General features: G+C 45.6%; 14 protein-coding genes. 7 read left to right on the top strand and 7 right to left on the bottom strand.

The annotated features are described in order from the left end of the window. Positions 1-25: 25 nt before the first annotated feature. The 3 genes from ACQKCP_RS05205 to ACQKCP_RS05195 all read right to left on the bottom strand — a co-directional run bounded on the left by ACQKCP_RS05205 (position 26) and on the right by ACQKCP_RS05195 (position 3,749). Positions 26-838 (bottom strand): phosphodiester glycosidase family protein, encoded by an 813-nt coding sequence (locus ACQKCP_RS05205; protein ID WP_427611545.1) that lies wholly within the window; start codon positions 836-838, stop codon positions 26-28. Between the two features lie 105 nt (positions 839-943). Beyond that, a complete protein-coding gene (locus ACQKCP_RS05200; protein ID WP_427611544.1) occupies positions 944-2,758 on the bottom strand; it encodes an FMN-binding glutamate synthase family protein in 1,815 nt (604 codons plus the stop codon). Between the two features lie 163 nt (positions 2,759-2,921). Beyond that, positions 2,922-3,749: an IclR family transcriptional regulator gene (locus ACQKCP_RS05195; RefSeq protein ID WP_427611543.1), complete on the bottom strand. Its 828-nt coding sequence runs from the start codon at positions 3,747-3,749 to the stop codon at positions 2,922-2,924. A gap of 176 nt (positions 3,750-3,925) precedes the next feature. Here ACQKCP_RS05195 and ACQKCP_RS05190 point away from each other — a divergent pair, with 176 nt between their 5' ends. The 3 genes from ACQKCP_RS05190 (at position 3,926) to ACQKCP_RS05180 (ending at position 7,705) form a co-directional block, all read left to right on the top strand. Beyond that, positions 3,926-5,110, top strand: coding sequence for an acyl-CoA dehydrogenase (locus ACQKCP_RS05190; RefSeq protein ID WP_102091151.1), 1,185 nt, complete (start codon positions 3,926-3,928; stop codon positions 5,108-5,110). A 198-nt stretch (positions 5,111-5,308) separates the two neighbouring features. Continuing rightward, on the top strand, positions 5,309-6,517 hold the full coding sequence (locus ACQKCP_RS05185; protein WP_427611674.1) for a CaiB/BaiF CoA transferase family protein: 1,209 nt from the start codon (positions 5,309-5,311) through the stop codon (positions 6,515-6,517). 117 nt (positions 6,518-6,634) lie between these two features. After that, positions 6,635-7,705 (top strand): histone deacetylase family protein, encoded by a 1,071-nt coding sequence (locus ACQKCP_RS05180; RefSeq protein ID WP_427611542.1) that lies wholly within the window; start codon positions 6,635-6,637, stop codon positions 7,703-7,705. 81 nt (positions 7,706-7,786) lie between these two features. Here ACQKCP_RS05180 and ACQKCP_RS05175 read toward each other — a convergent pair whose 3' ends face one another. Continuing rightward, complete coding sequence (locus tag ACQKCP_RS05175; RefSeq protein ID WP_102091153.1) at positions 7,787-8,548, bottom strand: IclR family transcriptional regulator; 762 nt, start codon at positions 8,546-8,548, stop codon at positions 7,787-7,789. Between the two features lie 231 nt (positions 8,549-8,779). On the opposite strand from ACQKCP_RS05175, the gene ACQKCP_RS05170 reads away from it, so the two are divergent. The 4 genes from ACQKCP_RS05170 to ACQKCP_RS05155 all read left to right on the top strand — a co-directional run bounded on the left by ACQKCP_RS05170 (position 8,780) and on the right by ACQKCP_RS05155 (position 13,473). Continuing rightward, on the top strand, positions 8,780-10,243 hold the full coding sequence (locus tag ACQKCP_RS05170) for an NAD-dependent succinate-semialdehyde dehydrogenase (protein WP_427611541.1): 1,464 nt from the start codon (positions 8,780-8,782) through the stop codon (positions 10,241-10,243). Between the two features lie 200 nt (positions 10,244-10,443). Then, a complete protein-coding gene (gabT, locus tag ACQKCP_RS05165; RefSeq protein ID WP_427611540.1) occupies positions 10,444-11,706 on the top strand; it encodes a 4-aminobutyrate--2-oxoglutarate transaminase in 1,263 nt (420 codons plus the stop codon). Positions 11,707-11,793: 87 nt separating this feature from the next. Continuing rightward, positions 11,794-11,970 (top strand): hypothetical protein, encoded by a 177-nt coding sequence (locus tag ACQKCP_RS05160; RefSeq protein ID WP_179799233.1) that lies wholly within the window; start codon positions 11,794-11,796, stop codon positions 11,968-11,970. Between the two features lie 60 nt (positions 11,971-12,030). Next, positions 12,031-13,473, top strand: a complete 1,443-nt coding sequence (locus ACQKCP_RS05155) for an APC family permease (RefSeq protein WP_101205684.1) — start codon at positions 12,031-12,033, stop codon at positions 13,471-13,473. 78 nt (positions 13,474-13,551) lie between these two features. Here ACQKCP_RS05155 and ACQKCP_RS05150 read toward each other — a convergent pair whose 3' ends face one another. The 3 genes from ACQKCP_RS05150 to aguB form a co-directional block, all read right to left on the bottom strand. Then, positions 13,552-14,925: an NAD-dependent succinate-semialdehyde dehydrogenase gene (locus ACQKCP_RS05150; RefSeq protein ID WP_427611539.1), complete on the bottom strand. Its 1,374-nt coding sequence runs from the start codon at positions 14,923-14,925 to the stop codon at positions 13,552-13,554. 97 nt (positions 14,926-15,022) lie between these two features. Then, positions 15,023-16,138: an agmatine deiminase gene (gene aguA, locus ACQKCP_RS05145; RefSeq protein WP_201567508.1), complete on the bottom strand. Its 1,116-nt coding sequence runs from the start codon at positions 16,136-16,138 to the stop codon at positions 15,023-15,025. Between the two features lie 68 nt (positions 16,139-16,206). Continuing rightward, positions 16,207-17,076 (bottom strand): N-carbamoylputrescine amidase, encoded by an 870-nt coding sequence (gene aguB, locus ACQKCP_RS05140; protein ID WP_427611538.1) that lies wholly within the window; start codon positions 17,074-17,076, stop codon positions 16,207-16,209. Positions 17,077-17,163 lie beyond the last annotated feature (87 nt).

The following is a 17,163-nucleotide window of genomic DNA, read 5'->3' as shown; positions in this document are numbered from 1 at the left end:
ACAAATGCTATGGTAAAGAGGGATATTATTTTTTATTTTCAACCAATCCAATCATCACGCCCATCTCTTTTTTATCCTGCTTATCGATACTAGGTGCATACAACGCTGAGGCAATACCACCGTCTAAAAACAGCGCGTTTGAACAACCCAGTTCATTCTTAAATAGTTCTGCAAACTCATAAAAGGTCACAGGCTCATCGCTATTAACGAGCTGTATACTGCCATCACGGCAAACACCTGCACCATTACGCAGTTTGATTGAGCTGCTATCAGGGTTGAACTTTGGGTGTATCTCGTTATTGATGACAAGCATAGGGCCAGATTGCGTCGCATACCAAGGCTGCACATCACCATTGCTTATCTGCTCATTTAACGCATTACTTTCGGTGATTTGCACTGTGCCAGCTTTGTCCCACCACACAACCCCATTAGGTAATAGATGAAAATTACCGCCACCTTCTTTTATATTTAGCGATTTGAGTTCTTTGCCTTCGATGACTGTATAGCCAATCGGCGCATAGTTTTCATTGTACATGCCTGCATTCATGGCAAAGTTGAGAGTCTCATGATTCGGTAATGTGGCCAATAACGCATCAAAGGTTAGCAAAGGCTTATTGTTATCAGAAGATTGCCAAAAAAGTTGTAATGAATAACGCTCGCTCGCTAACGCGGTAGCATCCACACGGCAAACACTATAAGTAAAAGGCGTGTCCTCAGTCTGACATGACCAGCTATCGGTGTCGCTACTAGCCGCATTAGTATTGGTCTGCTGGCAAGCGCTCAGGCCCAGCGCAAGCACTATCGTTGATAGGGATAAGGTAAAAATAGAACTTGGCATCAATCACGCGTCTTTTAATGTACAAATTATTTAAGTTTGGTGGCTATCTACTGCTTAATTACACCTTCATTACTACTTTTTAAGTACAACAATTCAGGCGCTGAATCAATCGCTAGTAGGCGGGAAGTCACGGATTGTATTGTTCACATTACCAATTAATCGTCCACCATCGGTGAGATTGGTCAAGTGCTCAGAACTATATCCAGCGCTTTGTTCTGTTGGCGCGCCAGTTTCTTTGCCCTTATCGCGTGAGTCTTTGTTATAAGCAATGAGCGCATCGTTGTTGGCTAAGAAGCTATCAGGGTTTGCCATGACCCACATCTGGTTAAATACATCGGCACGGGCACTATGATCGAGCAATGCGCCTTTATCAGCAAAGTAGAAAAACTTGGATAACAGCTTAATCTGCCCATCGTCTAAGCGGCGTGCGATATGATACGGCTGTAATTGGCTAGGATGCTGTAAACCGACCGCGCCTACGATACTGGCAAGCGATTTTAGCGTGTTTTTGTGGAAACTTGCAACACGCTCAGCCTTACTAGGGACGTCAAGCGCCTTTTGACGATATGGATCTTGGGTTGCCACACCTGTCGGGCAAGTGTTGGTATGACAAGAGCGCGACTGAATACAACCAACCGCAAACATAAAGCCACGTGCCGAGTTACACCAATCTGCACCTAACGCAATCATACGCGCGATATCGAAGCCTGATACGATCTTGCCACTGACGCCAAGCTTAATTTTGTCACGAATACCTGCACCGACTAAAGTGTTATGTACGAGTAAAAACCCTTCGACCATTGGCATGCCGACGTTGTCCATAAACTCGACGGGCGCTGCACCTGTGCCGCCTTCTGCACCATCGATAACGATAAAATCAGGATAGTTATCCGTCTCTATCATCGCTTTTACAATCGCCATAAACTGCCATGGTTGGCCAATACATAGCTTAAAGCCAACTGGCTTGCCGCCCGATAGGTCGCGTAGCTGTTGCCAAAAGGCGACCAGCTCGCGCGGGGTGCTAAATGCAGTGTGCGAGGAGGGCGAGATACAGTCTTGACCCGTAGGTACTTGACGTGTGTTTGCAATCTCTGGCGTAATTTTGCTAGAGGGAAGGACACCACCTTTACCAGGCTTAGCGCCTTGTGAAAGCTTGATTTCAATCATTTTAACTTGCGGATCGACGGCCTTTTCAGCGAAAGACTGTGGATCGAAGTTACCATCATTATCACGGCAACCAAAATAGCCTGTACCCAATTCCCAAATTAAATCACCACCGAACTTACGATGATAAGGGCTAATCGCGCCTTCGCCTGTGTCATGGGTAAAACCGCCGAGTTTTGCGCCTTGATTGAGTGCCATGATAGCGTTCGCTGATAAACTACCAAAGCTCATCGCGGAGATATTGAATACTGACATATCGTGCGGCTGCTGACAACGCTCACCGCCTACCATGATACGAAAGTCTTTGTTCTCTAGTGGTGCACTGATGGTGGATTGTAAAAACCACTCTTTACCATGAGTATATAAATTATCTAGCGTACCAAAGGCGTTGGTGTCACTGACGTTCTTAGCACGTTGATATACTAGTGCGCGCTGCTGGCGTGAAAACGGCACTTGTTCTTTATCGTCCTCAAGTAGGTACTGGCGAATCTCAGGGCGGAAATCTTCTAACACATAGCGAATATGTCCAGCGACGGGGTAGTTGCTCAATATCGCGTGCTTGGACTGAATCAAGTCATAGATACCAAGTGCCACAACCAAACCACCGATAACAATCAGCCACCAACTTACTAATAATAAACCCGCCAATAGAATTAAAATCGCCGCGCCAAACGTACTATAGCGAAGTAATAATCCGATAAAATACGGCGAGCTGGTTTTGGGTTCAGGGTTTAGATTGGTACGAGATTCAGGCATAGCGAGGCTCAATAGTAATGATTGATATAGATAAGATGCTTACATTTGTCGCGTATATCATACACGCATGACGTCATTACGTCGGTATCAATGGGTAACAGGGCTGCAGACGGTGTATTAATGAATCCAGCCTAAACCTTGATTTTATTCGTTTTAACATGCTCTATGTAACACCACCAATCCGCTTTGCCAGTGCCTGCAATTTTGGCACTATCATCGCAGCATACTCATCCGCTTCCCAGTTGGCACTTGGCACACTAGCATTCAGCGAATACGCGTATTGTCCTGTTGCGACATCATAGACCCCAACCGCGACTGCCAGTATGTCAGTAGAAAACTCTCCATCAGACACGGTATAGCTATACTTTTCATAGTGCTCTGCCGAGCTGGCTAGGGCAGTTTGTGCGTCGTTGAATTCTTCAATAGATAAATTCTCTTGGAGATTGCTAGTAATAACTGCCTGTCTCGCTTGCGAGCTTACCGCATAAAAAGCCCGTCCAATAGCAGTGCGTGCGACAGGTACAGCGGAGCCAACCTGCAAGTTGACTGATAGTCGAGCAGGACTACGGCAACAGGCGTGATAGCGCATTTCTCCTTCGACTTCGGTTGCCAAATTCACCGATACTTCATTCTCACTGGCGAACTGTCGTAATAGTGGTTCAGCTGCTGCAACCATATCGTGACGACTCCATGCGGTCGCGCTTAGGCGTACCGCACTACTGCCCAATTGATACTGACCATAATCATTCGTTCGTAAAAAACCGAGCATGGTCAAAGTATGGATAAGGCGAGTAATGGTTGCTTTCGGTAGTTCGGTCATTTGACATAGCTGTTGATGGGTGAGCCGCTCATTATGCTCAAAAGCCGCCAGTATGATCAGTCCGCGACCCAATGCAGTTACAAACTGTCGGTCATTCTCTTCCTTATTTTGACTCATTGTTGCATGCATGCGTTCGAGTAGCGGAGTAGCTGTTGATAAGGGTTTCGTCATTTTATACTCATCTTTTTTTGATAAAGGTTTACAGCGCAGCGAAAGTTTGGTTAAATGGTTTTAAATTATGAAACTAAGTTTCGCACAGCGGAATAACGAAGTCAATGACTTGTTAGACCAAATGATGTATCAATTACTATTCGTCAGTCAGGATGACTGATACCAAGGAGATCCACATGGCAACATCTACTAGCCCACGCTTTGATTGGGAAGATCCTTTTTTACTACGTGACCAGCTCACTGAAGAAGAGCGTATGGTCACCGACAGCGCGCGTCAGTTTTTTCAAAAAGAGCTGATGCCTGGCATTATTGAAGCCAATCGCAATGAGAATTTTGATCGTAATATCATGCGTCAAATGGGTGAAATGGGTCTGCTAGGCGTCACGATTGAAGGTTATGGCTGTGCAGGTCTATCAAGTGTCGCCTATGGTCTGATTGCCAAGGAAGTGGAAGCCGTTGATTCGGGCTACCGTTCAGCGATGAGCGTACAGTCAAGCCTAGTGATGCATCCTATTTGGGCATACGGTACTGAAGAGCAAAGAGAAAAGTATTTGCCAAAGCTTGCCACAGGTGAGTATGTAGGCTGCTTCGGTCTGACTGAACCAGACTCAGGATCTGATCCTTCATCGATGTCGACTCGTGCACGCGCTGTAGACGGCGGCTATGAGCTGACGGGTAACAAAATGTGGATCACCAACAGTCCTATCGCAGACGTATTTGTCGTGTGGGCAAAAGATGATGCTGGAGAGATTCGTGGTTTTGTTTTAGACAAAGGTATGAAAGGATTATCTGCGCCGAAAATCGAAGGCAAATTCTCACTACGTGCGTCAGTCACAGGTGAGATTGTCATGGACAAAGTATTCGTCCCTGAAGCCAATGCTTTCCCAGACATCCGTGGTCTAAAAGGACCCTTTGGCTGCTTGAACAAAGCCCGTTATGGTATCGCTTGGGGTTCGATGGGAGCGGCTGAATTCTGCTGGAAAGCGGCTCGTCAGTACACGCTCGATCGTAAGCAGTTTGGTCGTCCGCTAGCGGCAACGCAGTTGGTACAGTTGAAGCTTGCCAATATGCAGACAGAAATTACCTTAGGTCTACAAGCAGCGCTACGCGTGGGTCGTTTGATGGATGAAGACAACGCAGCGCCTGAAATGATCTCACTCATTAAGCGTAATAACTGCGGCAAGGCACTTGATATCGCTCGCATCGCTCGTGACATGCATGGCGGTAACGGTATCTCTGATGAGTTCCACATCATCCGTCACGTGATGAATTTGGAAGCCGTCAACACTTACGAGGGTACACATGATATTCATGCGCTTATCCTAGGCCGTGCACAGACAGGCATTCAAGCGTTCTTCTAAGCGTTTTTAGCTAATAATTTTTGGTACAAATGTATTTTACGACGTACGTTACTGCTTGGCTTTTTATCAAAAGAGCATTAACAGTAGCGTACGTTTTTCAGTTGTTCTTCATGATTTAGCTATTTAACCGCTAAATCATGAAGAACAATTTTATGATATAGAAAATATGCGACAGAGTAAGGAAATCTCATGACAGATATGATTGATATGGCTAATATACCAAAGGGCGCATTGCATGGTATCAAGGTGCTTGATTTGTCGAGAGTGTTGGCAGGGCCTTCTTGTACACAAGTGTTAGCTGATCTTGGTGCTGAAGTAATCAAAGTTGAGCGCCCGCATATCGGTGATGAGACGCGTCATTGGGCGCCGCCAACATTCAGCGATGACACCTCCGCTTATTACGCTACCATTAACCGCAATAAAAAATCGCTGACGGTTGATATCACTACGCCGACAGGGCAAACCATCATTAAGCAGCTAATCGCTGACAGTGATATTTTGGTTGAGAACTTCAAAGTCGGTGGTCTGAAAAAATACGGCTTGGATTATGACAGTCTAAAACAGTCCAATCCGCGGCTGATTTATGCGTCATTGACAGGCTTTGGGCAGACAGGTCCCGATGCCAAACGCCCCGGCTATGATTATATTATCCAAGGATTATCAGGGCTGATGAGTATCACGGGTCCTAGTGATGGCGAACCGCACAAAGTTGGCGTCGCAGTGGTTGATTTGTTTGCAGGTTTACAGCTGACGATAGGTATACAAGCGGCACTGCTGGCACGTCAAAATACGGGTGTTGGTCAACATGTCGATGTGGCATTGCTCGACAGTGCACTGGCTATGCTGGCCAATGTCGGCATGAATCATTTGGCCTCAGATAAGATACCGCCAAGGTTGGGCAATCAGCATCCCAATATCGTGCCGTATCAAGTATTTGCGGGCGAGGGCGAGCAGCACTTTATTTTAGCCTGTGGTAATGACAGTCAGTTTGCCAAACTGTGTGACGTGCTCGCAGTTGATTGGCATACCGATGAGCGTTTTACGACCAACCCACAACGCGTTGCCAATCGCGAACTGCTGTGCCGCGATCTGACTAAGCATTTTGCCAAGAAACCACGTACTTACTGGTTAGAGGTTTTAGATCAAGCAGGCATTCCATGCGGCGCGATTCATAACGTGGCTGAAGCCTTAGCCATGCCGCAAGCGCAAGCAAGGAATATGATTGTTAATTTCACCGAGCAAGGCAGTCCAGTACGTGCACTTGGCAACCCTATCAAATTATCCGCATCACCAGTCAGCTATCGTACGCCGCCACCGCAGTTGAGCGAACACACTGATAGTACGCTTGCTGGTTTGGGCTATGACAGTGAGATGATCGCTAAGCTAAAAGCCGATGGAATTGTATAAAGTAGCGTCAACAGCCTTATATTTACAGTGATAGAAACTAAACACAAAAGCTAGGAAATGGAATTTCTTTAATAAAATAATGTAAAACCAAGTAGTGTCAAACAAGGAATGTTGAGCATGAAAATATATAGCCATGAAAACCTAAGTCTGCATAGACCGTTACCCTATTTTTCTTATGGAAAGATGCATGAGCCGTTAGAGATACCAGAGCGTATGGTCGAGCTGTTAAAAGCGCCAGTAGCTTTGGGTCTAGAGATCACTACTGCCACCGATATCGGCATCACGCCAATATTGGCAGTTCATGACTTTGGTTATGTTGAGTTTCTTAAGCATGGCTATGATGACTGGATGGCGGTTGAGGAGGATTTGGGGGCGCAGGTACAAACGGGAATTTATGTGCCGTATGATAATCCCGGTATAGGCATCATGGCAAGAGCGGCGAAGTATCAGGCAGACGATAGTGCGCCCATTAGCGAGCATTCTTGGACGTCTATCTATTGGTCGGCGCAAACGGCACTTAATGCAGCTGAAGCTCTGCTAAGTGATGAGGCGTCAGACGCCGAGCGTGTCGAAAGCAAGATACAGCTTTGCTTTTCACGGCCGCCGGGTCATCATGCGCGCAAGAGTGCTGCGGGCGGATTTTGCTATCTGAACAATGCTGCCATCATCGCCGAACATTTACGCCAAAAGTATAAAAAAATCGCCATTATCGACACTGACATGCATCACGGACAAGGTATCCAAGAAATATTCTACAACCGCAAAGACGTGCTTTATACTTCAGTACATGGTGACCCCGTTAATTTTTATCCAGCAGTGACAGGGCATGCGTTTGAAAAAGGCGTGGGTGAGGGCGAAGGCTACAACATCAATTTCCCGATGCCACATGGCACCGATGAAACAGGTTTCTTTGACTATGTTGATAAATCTATTAAGGCGATGACGCTATTTGATCCTGACGTTATCGTTCATGTATTGGGGTTTGATGTTTATGAAAACGATCCAGAAGCGCGATGTGCTGTTAGTACCGAAGGCTTTAAAATATTGGCACAAAAGATGGCAGCCTTAAACAAGCCCTTGATTGTCTTAGTGGAAGGTGGATATTACATTCAAAAGCTCAATGACAATCTACAAGCATTCCTATTAGGACTGATGGACGAGAACAGCAGTAGCGGCAGTAATATTTAAATCAAATTAAAAGTAATAAAATAGGTCGCAGAGTATAGGAGTAAACACTGCGACCTATTTTTTATAGATTCTTACCAATTATCAATTTGCCGTAAAGCCTAAATGCTGCTCAATTTGCTCCGCCAATTCAATCAATACCGCACTGACCTCAGCCCGTTTAGACTCATACTCTCCTTGCAAAAAACTCACTGCCATACCAGCGACCGCATTGCCTGACGCGTTACGAATATAAGTGCCCAAGCAGTACATCCCATCGCGCAATTGTCCATCATCGAGAGATACTCGGCTTTCTTGTATCGCCGCAAGCTCGGTTGCCAAATCGGTAAAATTCTTGACCCCATGCTGGGTCATCGGCGTCGGAAACGCATCTTTATACAATGATTTAATACTGTCCATCGACAACGTCGATAGCATGGCTTTGCCTGTCGCAGAAAATACGGCAGGTACGCGAACGCCTGCACGAAAAGTAAAGCCAAGCGGCGCAGGCGACTCATGACATGCCAAAAATACCACTTCGCCCAAATCAAGTTTTGACAAGGTAACTGTGTGCTGAAGAAGTACCGGATACTGCACAATCAAATCTTTAAACAACTGCACCACGCCTTGCTGCTGCTCATACTTGCCTGCCCAATACATCAAATATGAACCCAAATAAAAACGGCTTTCAGGGTCTTTGTAAATGACATGTTTGGTCAATAGACTCTGCAAAATGTTGTGAGTGGAGCTACGCGGTAGCCCAAGCTCTTTTGCGATATGAGCCGCTGTCAGAGGCTGTGAGCTATCGGTAATCAAGTCCAAAATTTGAAACGTTTTGTCTAACGCAGGCACGGCAGTCGAGCTCATAAGTAACCTATAAAAGTGAATAAAAATGAAATAAAAGAAAGAAGTACAAGATAATTTTTAAAATAATGAGATTAAGGGTTGCAAATCGCGTCATATCGTTCTTATAATGATGTCTCGTATATAAAATACGTGTTCAGTATATTGAACAAATAATGAATTATCAATAATTATTTACGACTTATCAATGTATCCATTCTTATAAATACATCCTATATGACAAGGAGCGTCAACATGTCACACGCGCTGCAGTTATCAAATCCAGATTTACTCAAACAATCTTGCTTCATCAAAGACGGCTGGCATGCTGCTAGTGATGAAGCTGTGCTCGATGTAAACAATCCTTTTAATGACGAGCTCATTGGTACTGTACCAAGCCTCACCACAGAAGATGTCAATGAAGCCGTCACCTTCGCTCATGAAGCTCAAGTTACTTGGGCAGCCAAGACAGCCAAAGAGCGTGCAGAGTTATTGCAAAAGTGGGCTGATCTGATTGATGCCAATAAAGAAGATTTGGCCATCATTATGACCGCTGAGCAAGGCAAGCCACTAACTGAGTCACGTGGTGAAGTAGGTTATGCCAACAGCTTTATCCGCTGGTTCGCCGAAGAGGGCAAGCGCGTCTATGGTGATGTGATTCCTGCCAATAGCACACAGCTACGTCATGTCGTTCTCAAGCAGCCAGTTGGTGTTTGTGCTGCTATCACGCCTTGGAACTTTCCAGCTGCGATGATCACGCGCAAAGTTGCTCCTGCACTAGCAGCAGGCTGTACGATTATTGTCAAACCAGCCACCGAGACACCATACTCTGCATTGGCACTTGGCGTATTGGCAGAACAAGCGGGTATTCCAGCGGGCGTCATGCAGGTCGTCACTGGTAAGTCTTCTGTCATCGGCGACATCCTAACGGGTGATGCTCGCATTCATAAACTGTCATTCACAGGTTCTACAGAAGTAGGCCGTACGTTGATGGCACAATGCGCACCGACTATCAAAAAGCTATCGTTAGAGTTGGGTGGTAATGCGCCGTTTATCGTCTTTGATGATGCCGATCTAGAGAAAGCCGCTGCTGGTTTAATCGCTTCTAAATATCGTAATGCTGGCCAGACCTGTGTCTGTGCCAACCGAGTATACGTTCAAGACAGCATTAAAGATAAATTCTTAGATGTCTTTGTCAAAAAAGTCGCTGAGTTAAAAGTAGGCAACGGCCTAGAAGAAGGCGTCGATATCGGTCCTCTTATCAACAAAAAAGCGTTAGATAAAGTACAAGCCTTGCTAAAAGACGCGCTAGATAAAGGCGCAAAACTGGTCACTGGTGGTAGTGTTAACGACGCTTCAGAACTGACTTACAACCCAACGGTTATCACAGATATCAGCAGCGATATGGACATCGCTTCTGAAGAAATCTTTGGACCAATTGCGACCATCTTTACCTTCAAAGACGAAGCGGAAGTTATCCGTGCTGCTAACGATACCATTTATGGCTTGGCCGCTTACTTCTATAGTAGCGACTATGCACGTTCATGGCGCGTTACCGAAGGTCTTGAGTACGGCATCATCGGTCACAATACTGGTCTAATTTCTACGGAAGTTGCCCCATTTGGCGGTGTGAAGCAGTCTGGCTTTGGCCGTGAAGGTTCAAAATACGGTATCGAAGACTACATCACGACCAAATACTGGTGCTCTGATATCACCTAATAGCCATAACCTAATTAATTGGCTTAATAACTAGCAAAGTAACAACTAACAAAGCATCAACTAGCAAAAGTTTTTAGATATCTGTGGTGTTTTGGGTCAAACAAGCACCATTTGATATCTACTGAGTAAAAAACAGACATCAAATAAACCGCCAATCCCTAGATGGCACTTATGTTACGAACAAAGAAAAGGACATTCCCATGACGACTACCAACCAATCATTACTTGAGCGCCGCAAAGCTGTTTTACCAACAGGACTTGGGGTTGCCTTTCCTATCTTTGCAGAAAGAGCAAAGAACTCAGAAATCTGGGACATTGAAGGCAAGCGTTATATCGACTTTGTCGGTGGTATCTCAGTATTGAACACCGGTCATAGCCATCCAAAAATCACTCAGCGCGTGCATGAGCAGCTAGACAAGTTTACGCACACTGCGGCGCAAATGATTAACTACGAATGCTATGTAGATCTGGCTGAAAAGCTATGCGAAAAAGCGCCTATCAGCGGCGATACTAAAGCATTTTTTTTGACCACTGGCGCAGAGGCGGTTGAAAACTGCATCAAGATTGCTCGTGCTAAAACCCGTCGTCCAGGCGTGATCTCTTTTGTTGGTGGCTGGCATGGTCGTACCATGATGTGTATGAGCCTAACTGGCAAAGTACTACCATACAAAAAGAACTTTGGCCCGATGCCAGGACCTGTGTTTCATGCATTGTTCCCTGCAGAAGAGCTGAACGTAACAGAAGCGCAAGCGCTACATAGCCTTGACATGATTTTCCAAGCAGACATCGATCCTAGTGAAGTGGCGGCAATGATTGTTGAGCCAGTCCAAGGTGAAGGCGGTTTCCATCAGGTCACGCCATCATTTGCCAAAGCCTTGCGCGAGATTTGTGATGAGCATGGCATCGTGCTTATTTTTGACGAAGTACAGTGTGGTTTTGCGAGAACCGGTACGTTGTTCGCCACTGAACAGCTAGGTGTTGAGCCTGATCTAATGACTGCTGCGAAGAGTTTGGCGGGTGGTTATCCTATCTCTGCGGTTATTGGCCGTGCTGACATCATGGATGCGCCGCAAGTCGGCGGCCTAGGTGGTACTTACTCTGGTAACCCACTGGCTTGTGTGGCCGCACTTGCTGTCATGGAAGTGATCGAAGAAGAGAACTTACTTGAGCGTAGTATCGAGATTGGCGATACCATTGCCGCGTTCTTAAAAGGCTTGAACCTAAGCAGCATTGGTCATATCCGTCATAAAGGCGCGATGCTAGCGTTTGAGCTAATCGATAGCGAAGGCAAACCTGATGCCGCCGCCGCCGCCAATCTAAAAGCAAAATCTTTTGAGCAAGGCTTGCTATTAGCGTCTTGTGGTATGTATGGCAATGCCATCCGTGTGATGGTGCCATTGACGGTTGAAGATGAAGTGCTACAAGAAGGCCTTGATATTATCAAAGGTATTCTAACGGCATAAGCAATACTGAGTGTTATTTACTTTAGCGATGGAGCGCTTTTAACCAAGTACAGCTAGTTCAAGTACCAATATTGGTTAAAAGATTGTATGAAAGATAACGGCAAGGTTGCCCTTATAACACTCGCTTTGAGTGAGTTTTTTAACGGCGCCTTGCAAGTCAAGACGCCGTTTTTGTTTTTGCTGTTTGAATACTATACCGATAGCAAAGTTAAACTTTGCGGCGACGCGACAGACACAACAAACATGATGGGTATGATCCCATGAAACAAAAATAGTGTAACTGTAACAGGTTCACACGGATGAAACACAGACAAGGAGTAGGTTATGTCTGAATTAAAAAAGTCGCTAGGGGTGTTCGATATTATTGCACTGGCATTCGGTGCAATGGTCGGTTGGGGCTGGGTTGTGCTGGCAGGTAGTTGGATCATCTCGGCAGGTATATGGGGCGCAATTAGCGCCTTTTTGATAGGCGGTCTGGTAGTTGTATTGATTGGTGTGACGTATGCTGAACTTGCGGCCTCTATGCCAATTACTGGCGGTGAGCATACTTATACTCACCGAGCACTAGGGGTCAATGTCTCCTTTATTTGCTCATGGAGTATTTTGTTCGGTTACTTCTCAGTCGTTGCGTTCGAAGCCGTGGCACTGCCCACCGTCGTCGAATACATTATTCCCAATTATAGCCAAGGGTATCTTTGGAATGTTGCTGGCTGGGATGTTTACGCCACTTGGGTAGGCGTCGGGATGCTCGGCTCAGTGATTGTTACTTGGCTGAACATACGCGGTATGGAAGTCAGTGCGTGGTTCCAAAAAACAGCAGTCGTCGGTATCTTTCTAGTGGGTATATTGCTGTTCGTAGGTGCATTACTATTTAGCCCTGAAACTTCTAATACCGTACAAGCGCCTAACTTTATTGGTGGTATGGGTGGCATCATGACGGTGATGGTAATGGTACCGTTCTTATTCGTTGGCTTCGATGTCATTCCCCAAGCTGCAGAAGAAATCAATCTATCTCGTCCGAACATCGGTAAGTTTTTGATTGTCTCTATTATTATCGCCGTGCTGTGGTATGTAGCAGTTGCTTGGAGTGTGGGTAAGACTTTACCGCTATTACAGGCGCAAGACTCAACATTAGCTACTGCTGATGCGATGACTAATGCTTGGAATGGTAAATGGGCAGGCACCTTGCTAGTTATTGGCGGTGTACTGGGTATTTTATCAAGCTGGAATGCGTTTCTTATCGGTGGTAGTCGTCTACTATATGCTATGGGCAAAACGCACATGTTGCCGCAGTTTTTGTGCAAACTGCATCCGAAATATAATACGCCCGTCAATGCGATTTTATTAATCGGTGGTCTCGCGACACTTGCGCCATTATTTGGTCGCAAAATGCTGGTATGGATTGTAGATGCTGGCGGGTTCGGTATTGTTATTGCTTATACTTGTGTGGCTCTTTCATTCTTAGTGCTGCGCTACCGTGAGCCTGATATGGTACGTCCGTTTAGAGTACCAGCAGGTAAATTGGTTGGTATTATCACTATTATCCTCAGTCTTGGTATGTTGGCGCTATATCTACCAGGTATGCCATCAGCACTTGTCGCTATTGAGTGGTGGATTTTCCTTGGCTGGATCGTACTTGGTGGCGTATTGTACGGTTATGCTACGATGAAGAATCCTGGCAAGAGTAAAGACATTATGGATCATGAGCTGCGTGAGCTGAAAACGGCTAACCAGCAATGGTTAAAAGAAAACCCATATAAAAAGTAGACTTACTTTAATTAGCTTTCATAAAAAAGCCTAACGTCAAACGTTAGGCTTTTTTTATTTCACTAAGGTTTTAATCTATTAAGACTTATCACGAATCAGCTTATAGTTTAAGAACTCAGTGATGCCAAGGGTGCCAAGCTCACGGCCAAAGCCTGAACGTTTAACACCGCCAAATGGCGTATTGGCCTCAGAACCAGAAGGCGCATTGATAGTGACCATACCCACTTCTAGTTTGTCGGCAATTTCAGCAGCCAGTGCCGCATCTTGCGTTTGAATAGACGCACCCAGACCGAAAGGCACATCGTTGGCAATCTTGATAGCATGTTCGATATCATTTGCTTTATAGACGACTGCTACAGGACCAAACAGCTCCTCACGATATACGTCCATGGATTCTGTCACATCTGTCAGTACCGCAGGCTTAAACCAAGCGCCAGGCTTGTCTTTGTCCATGCCGCCTTCTACCAATACTGTTGCCCCTGCTTGGATAGCGCTGTCTAGCTGCGCTTGCAAGTTGACCGCAGCGGCTTTTGATGACATTGGGCCAATGAACGTATCTTCTTTAAGCGGGTCGGCCAAAGTCATGTTACTGACCGCATTGGTAAAGCCTTCGACGAATTTATCATAGACTGATTCGATAACGATCAAACGCTTAGCAGCATTACAGGCTTGTCCAGTATTACCAAAACGACCAGAGATAGCGCCTTGTATCGCCTGCTCGATATCGGCATCGGCTGCGACGATAAAGGCATCTGAACCACCCAATTCTAAAACGACCTTTTTGAGTGCGCCGCCAGCTTCTTTTGCCACGGCTTGTCCAGCGCGTTCAGAACCTGTTAGCGAGACACCTTGTACTCTGGTATCGTTAATGATGGTCGCTGATTGCTCATTGGTTGCAAAGATATTGTTATAAACGCCCTCAGGTACGCCTGCATCTTTAAAGATATCGACGATAACTTCTGCTGTATTTGGACACTGCGGTGCGTGTTTTAGAATAATTGTATTACCTGCCATAAAGTTCGGCGCGACAAAACGGGCTACTTGGTAATGTGGATAGTTCCACGGCATGATACCTAATAGCGCGCCTACAGGGTGTTTTTCTACCGATGCTGATCCTGAGTCTACATCAATAGTGCTTGGCGCTAGTAGCTGCTCAGCGTTGTCTGCATAGTAGCGGTAGATATCAGCCACCAGACCGATCTCGCCTTTTGCTTGGGCAACAGGTTTGCCCATCTCATTTGCAACGATACGTGATAGCTCGTCTTGACGCTCAAGATAGATATCAGCGATTTTATGCAGTAGTGCACTGCGCTCATTTAATGGCACTTTACGCCAGTCTTGATAAGCGGTATCTGCTTGCTCAATGACTTGTTGGATATCTTGTTCAGTGGCGGTAGGGTAAGTGGCTTCTATTTCGCCAGTGGCTGGGTTATTAACTTGATAATCGCTCATATTATGTCCTTTATTTTAAAATATTATTGGGTTCAAAATCCATTTGGGTCTATATTTTTATGCGGGTGCTTTTAATTAAAGCTTTTGATTAATGCTTTTAGTTATTGCCTTTGATCGATGGTTTTGGTTGCTGCTGCGTAATACAGTGAATATTACCGCCACCAAAAACAATCTCTCTTGTTCGTACTCCCACTACCTGATGCTGAGGAAAGACTTTTTCAAGCTGCTCGATGGCGAGTGCATCATTTATATCATCATATTGCGGTACGATGACCGCGTCATTACAAATCAAAAAATTGGCATATGAGGCGATACAAACATCACCCGTTAGGCGAGGTTTGGCATCATCAGACTGCACAATGTCATAATCATCAGGCAAGGTCACTGGCTGTTGGGTACAGCACAGCTTATGGACTGTTAGTCGTCTGCCTTTTGCATCGGTCATATTTGAGAGCTGCTCGTAGGCTTTTTGTGTTGCTTCATAAAACGGATTCTCAGGATCATCAGTGAATAAGCAAACCACTTCACCAGGTCGTGCAAAGCAAGCGATATCATCGATGTGACCTGTAGTCTCATCAGGATCGATACCATCATCAATCCAGAGCACTTTTTGGACATTGAGATAGGCTTTTAGCTTGTCCTCGATTTGCTGCTCGCTCAGATGTGGATTGCGCCCCGGGCTTAGCAGACACATACGCGTGGTCAGAACCGTGCCTTCACCATCGACATGAAACGCGCCGCCTTCCATGACAAAGTCATCCGTTCGATAACGCGGAATATCTAGATGCTCACATAAGCGTTCTGCGAGTTTATCATCGTCATCCCATGGCGAGTAGAGCCCATCATAGTCTCCGCCCCACGCATTGAATGTCCAATCACAAGCGCGTAGCTCGCCTGCGTCATTGATTAAAAATGTCGGCACAGTATCACGCGCCCACGCATCGTTGCTAGGCATAGAGATAACATCGATATCATCAGGTAAGCTATCGCGGCACTGTTGATAATCCTCAGGATTAACCAGTACGCCGACTTCACAAAACTTGTTAATTGCCAATGCAACATCAGCATAAGCCTTCTTGGCAGGGATTGCTTGTTGTCGCCAGTTATCAGCACGGTATGGCCAGACCATCCATACCTTTTGTATTGGCTCAAACTCTGCTGGCATATAAAAGCCATCTTGCTGCGGGGTTGAGTCTGTCAGTAATATAGACATAAAATCACCTTGTCGTATACGAGCAACCATAAAAATAGTGAGAGTAAACTAAAGAGACGGAAATCAAATTAACCGTGAGTCAGCAGTGTGCCATACATCGATGGACGACGATCACGGAACACACCCCATTGCTGACGATCGATAGCCAGTTGATCTAAGTCAAAGGTGGCGCTAATCACTTCGCTAGTATCTGCTGATGCTTCTTTTATAATGTCGCCGCGGCCGTCGGTAATGAACGAGCTACCATAAAACTGCATCGTGCTGTCATTGCCATTTTGGCTGATGGTTTCTGTGCCAATGCGATTGGCCGCAATAACTGGCATCAGGTTGGCGGCAGAATGGCCTTGCATACAGCGCTGCCAATGGCCTTTTGAGTCGATACCGAGTGTTGGCTCATCACCAATGGCAGTCGGGTAAAACAGCAACTCGGCACCCATCAATGCCATACTACGGGCGCATTCAGGGAACCATTGATCCCAGCAGATACCGACACCAATCTTAGCGTATTTGGTTTGCCAAACCTTAAATCCTGTATCACCAGGGGTAAAATAGAATTTTTCGGCATAAGGAATACCATCTGGTATGTGCGTTTTGCGATAAGTGCCTAATATCTCGCCATCGGCATCGATTACAGTGATGCTATTAAAGAATGTATTGCCTGATTTTTCATAAAAGCTAATCGGCAGTACCACTTCTAACTCTTTCGCTAGTTGTTTAAAGTGATTGATAGCTGCATTATCTTCAACTGAAGTTGCCAATTTAAAATAATCAAAGTCATGAACTTGGCAGAAGTAGGGCGTCTCAAACAATTCTTGTAGCAAGATAATATTGGCACCATCGTTGGCCGCTTTTTTGACCAAGTCAGTCGCGGTCGCAATGTTTTTTTGAATATCCCAACCGCATGTCATTTGCGTGGTCGCCACAGTAACGTTTCGCATGATCTAAATCCTTTTATTAATAGATAAGTAATACTATAGGTAAATGATGACTCATATTTGCTAACGAACAATTTCTCATCATTCGCT

The sequence above is a fragment of the Psychrobacter sp. NPDC078631 genome (genome assembly GCF_050268165.1).
Classification (GTDB): Bacteria; Pseudomonadota; Gammaproteobacteria; order Pseudomonadales; family Moraxellaceae; genus Psychrobacter.
This window is presented reverse-complemented; position numbering and strand designations above follow the sequence as displayed.

Excerpts from the sequence above, each read along its gene's own strand:
- ACQKCP_RS05205 (WP_427611545.1), bottom strand. The coding sequence starts at position 838 with ATGCCAAGTTCTATTTTTACCTTATCCCTATCAACGATAGTGCTTGCG.
- ACQKCP_RS05200 (WP_427611544.1), bottom strand. The coding sequence starts at position 2,758 with ATGCCTGAATCTCGTACCAATCTAAACCCTGAACCCAAAACCAGCTCG.
- ACQKCP_RS05195 (WP_427611543.1), bottom strand. The coding sequence starts at position 3,749 with ATGACGAAACCCTTATCAACAGCTACTCCGCTACTCGAACGCATGCAT.
- ACQKCP_RS05190 (WP_102091151.1), top strand. The coding sequence starts at position 3,926 with ATGGCAACATCTACTAGCCCACGCTTTGATTGGGAAGATCCTTTTTTA.
- ACQKCP_RS05185 (WP_427611674.1), top strand. The coding sequence starts at position 5,309 with ATGATTGATATGGCTAATATACCAAAGGGCGCATTGCATGGTATCAAG.
- ACQKCP_RS05180 (WP_427611542.1), top strand. The coding sequence starts at position 6,635 with ATGAAAATATATAGCCATGAAAACCTAAGTCTGCATAGACCGTTACCC.
- ACQKCP_RS05175 (WP_102091153.1), bottom strand. The coding sequence starts at position 8,548 with ATGAGCTCGACTGCCGTGCCTGCGTTAGACAAAACGTTTCAAATTTTG.
- ACQKCP_RS05170 (WP_427611541.1), top strand. The coding sequence starts at position 8,780 with ATGTCACACGCGCTGCAGTTATCAAATCCAGATTTACTCAAACAATCT.
- gabT (WP_427611540.1), top strand. The coding sequence starts at position 10,444 with ATGACGACTACCAACCAATCATTACTTGAGCGCCGCAAAGCTGTTTTA.
- ACQKCP_RS05160 (WP_179799233.1), top strand. The coding sequence starts at position 11,794 with ATGAAAGATAACGGCAAGGTTGCCCTTATAACACTCGCTTTGAGTGAG.
- ACQKCP_RS05155 (WP_101205684.1), top strand. The coding sequence starts at position 12,031 with ATGTCTGAATTAAAAAAGTCGCTAGGGGTGTTCGATATTATTGCACTG.
- ACQKCP_RS05150 (WP_427611539.1), bottom strand. The coding sequence starts at position 14,925 with ATGAGCGATTATCAAGTTAATAACCCAGCCACTGGCGAAATAGAAGCC.
- aguA (WP_201567508.1), bottom strand. The coding sequence starts at position 16,138 with ATGTCTATATTACTGACAGACTCAACCCCGCAGCAAGATGGCTTTTAT.
- aguB (WP_427611538.1), bottom strand. The coding sequence starts at position 17,076 with ATGCGAAACGTTACTGTGGCGACCACGCAAATGACATGCGGTTGGGAT.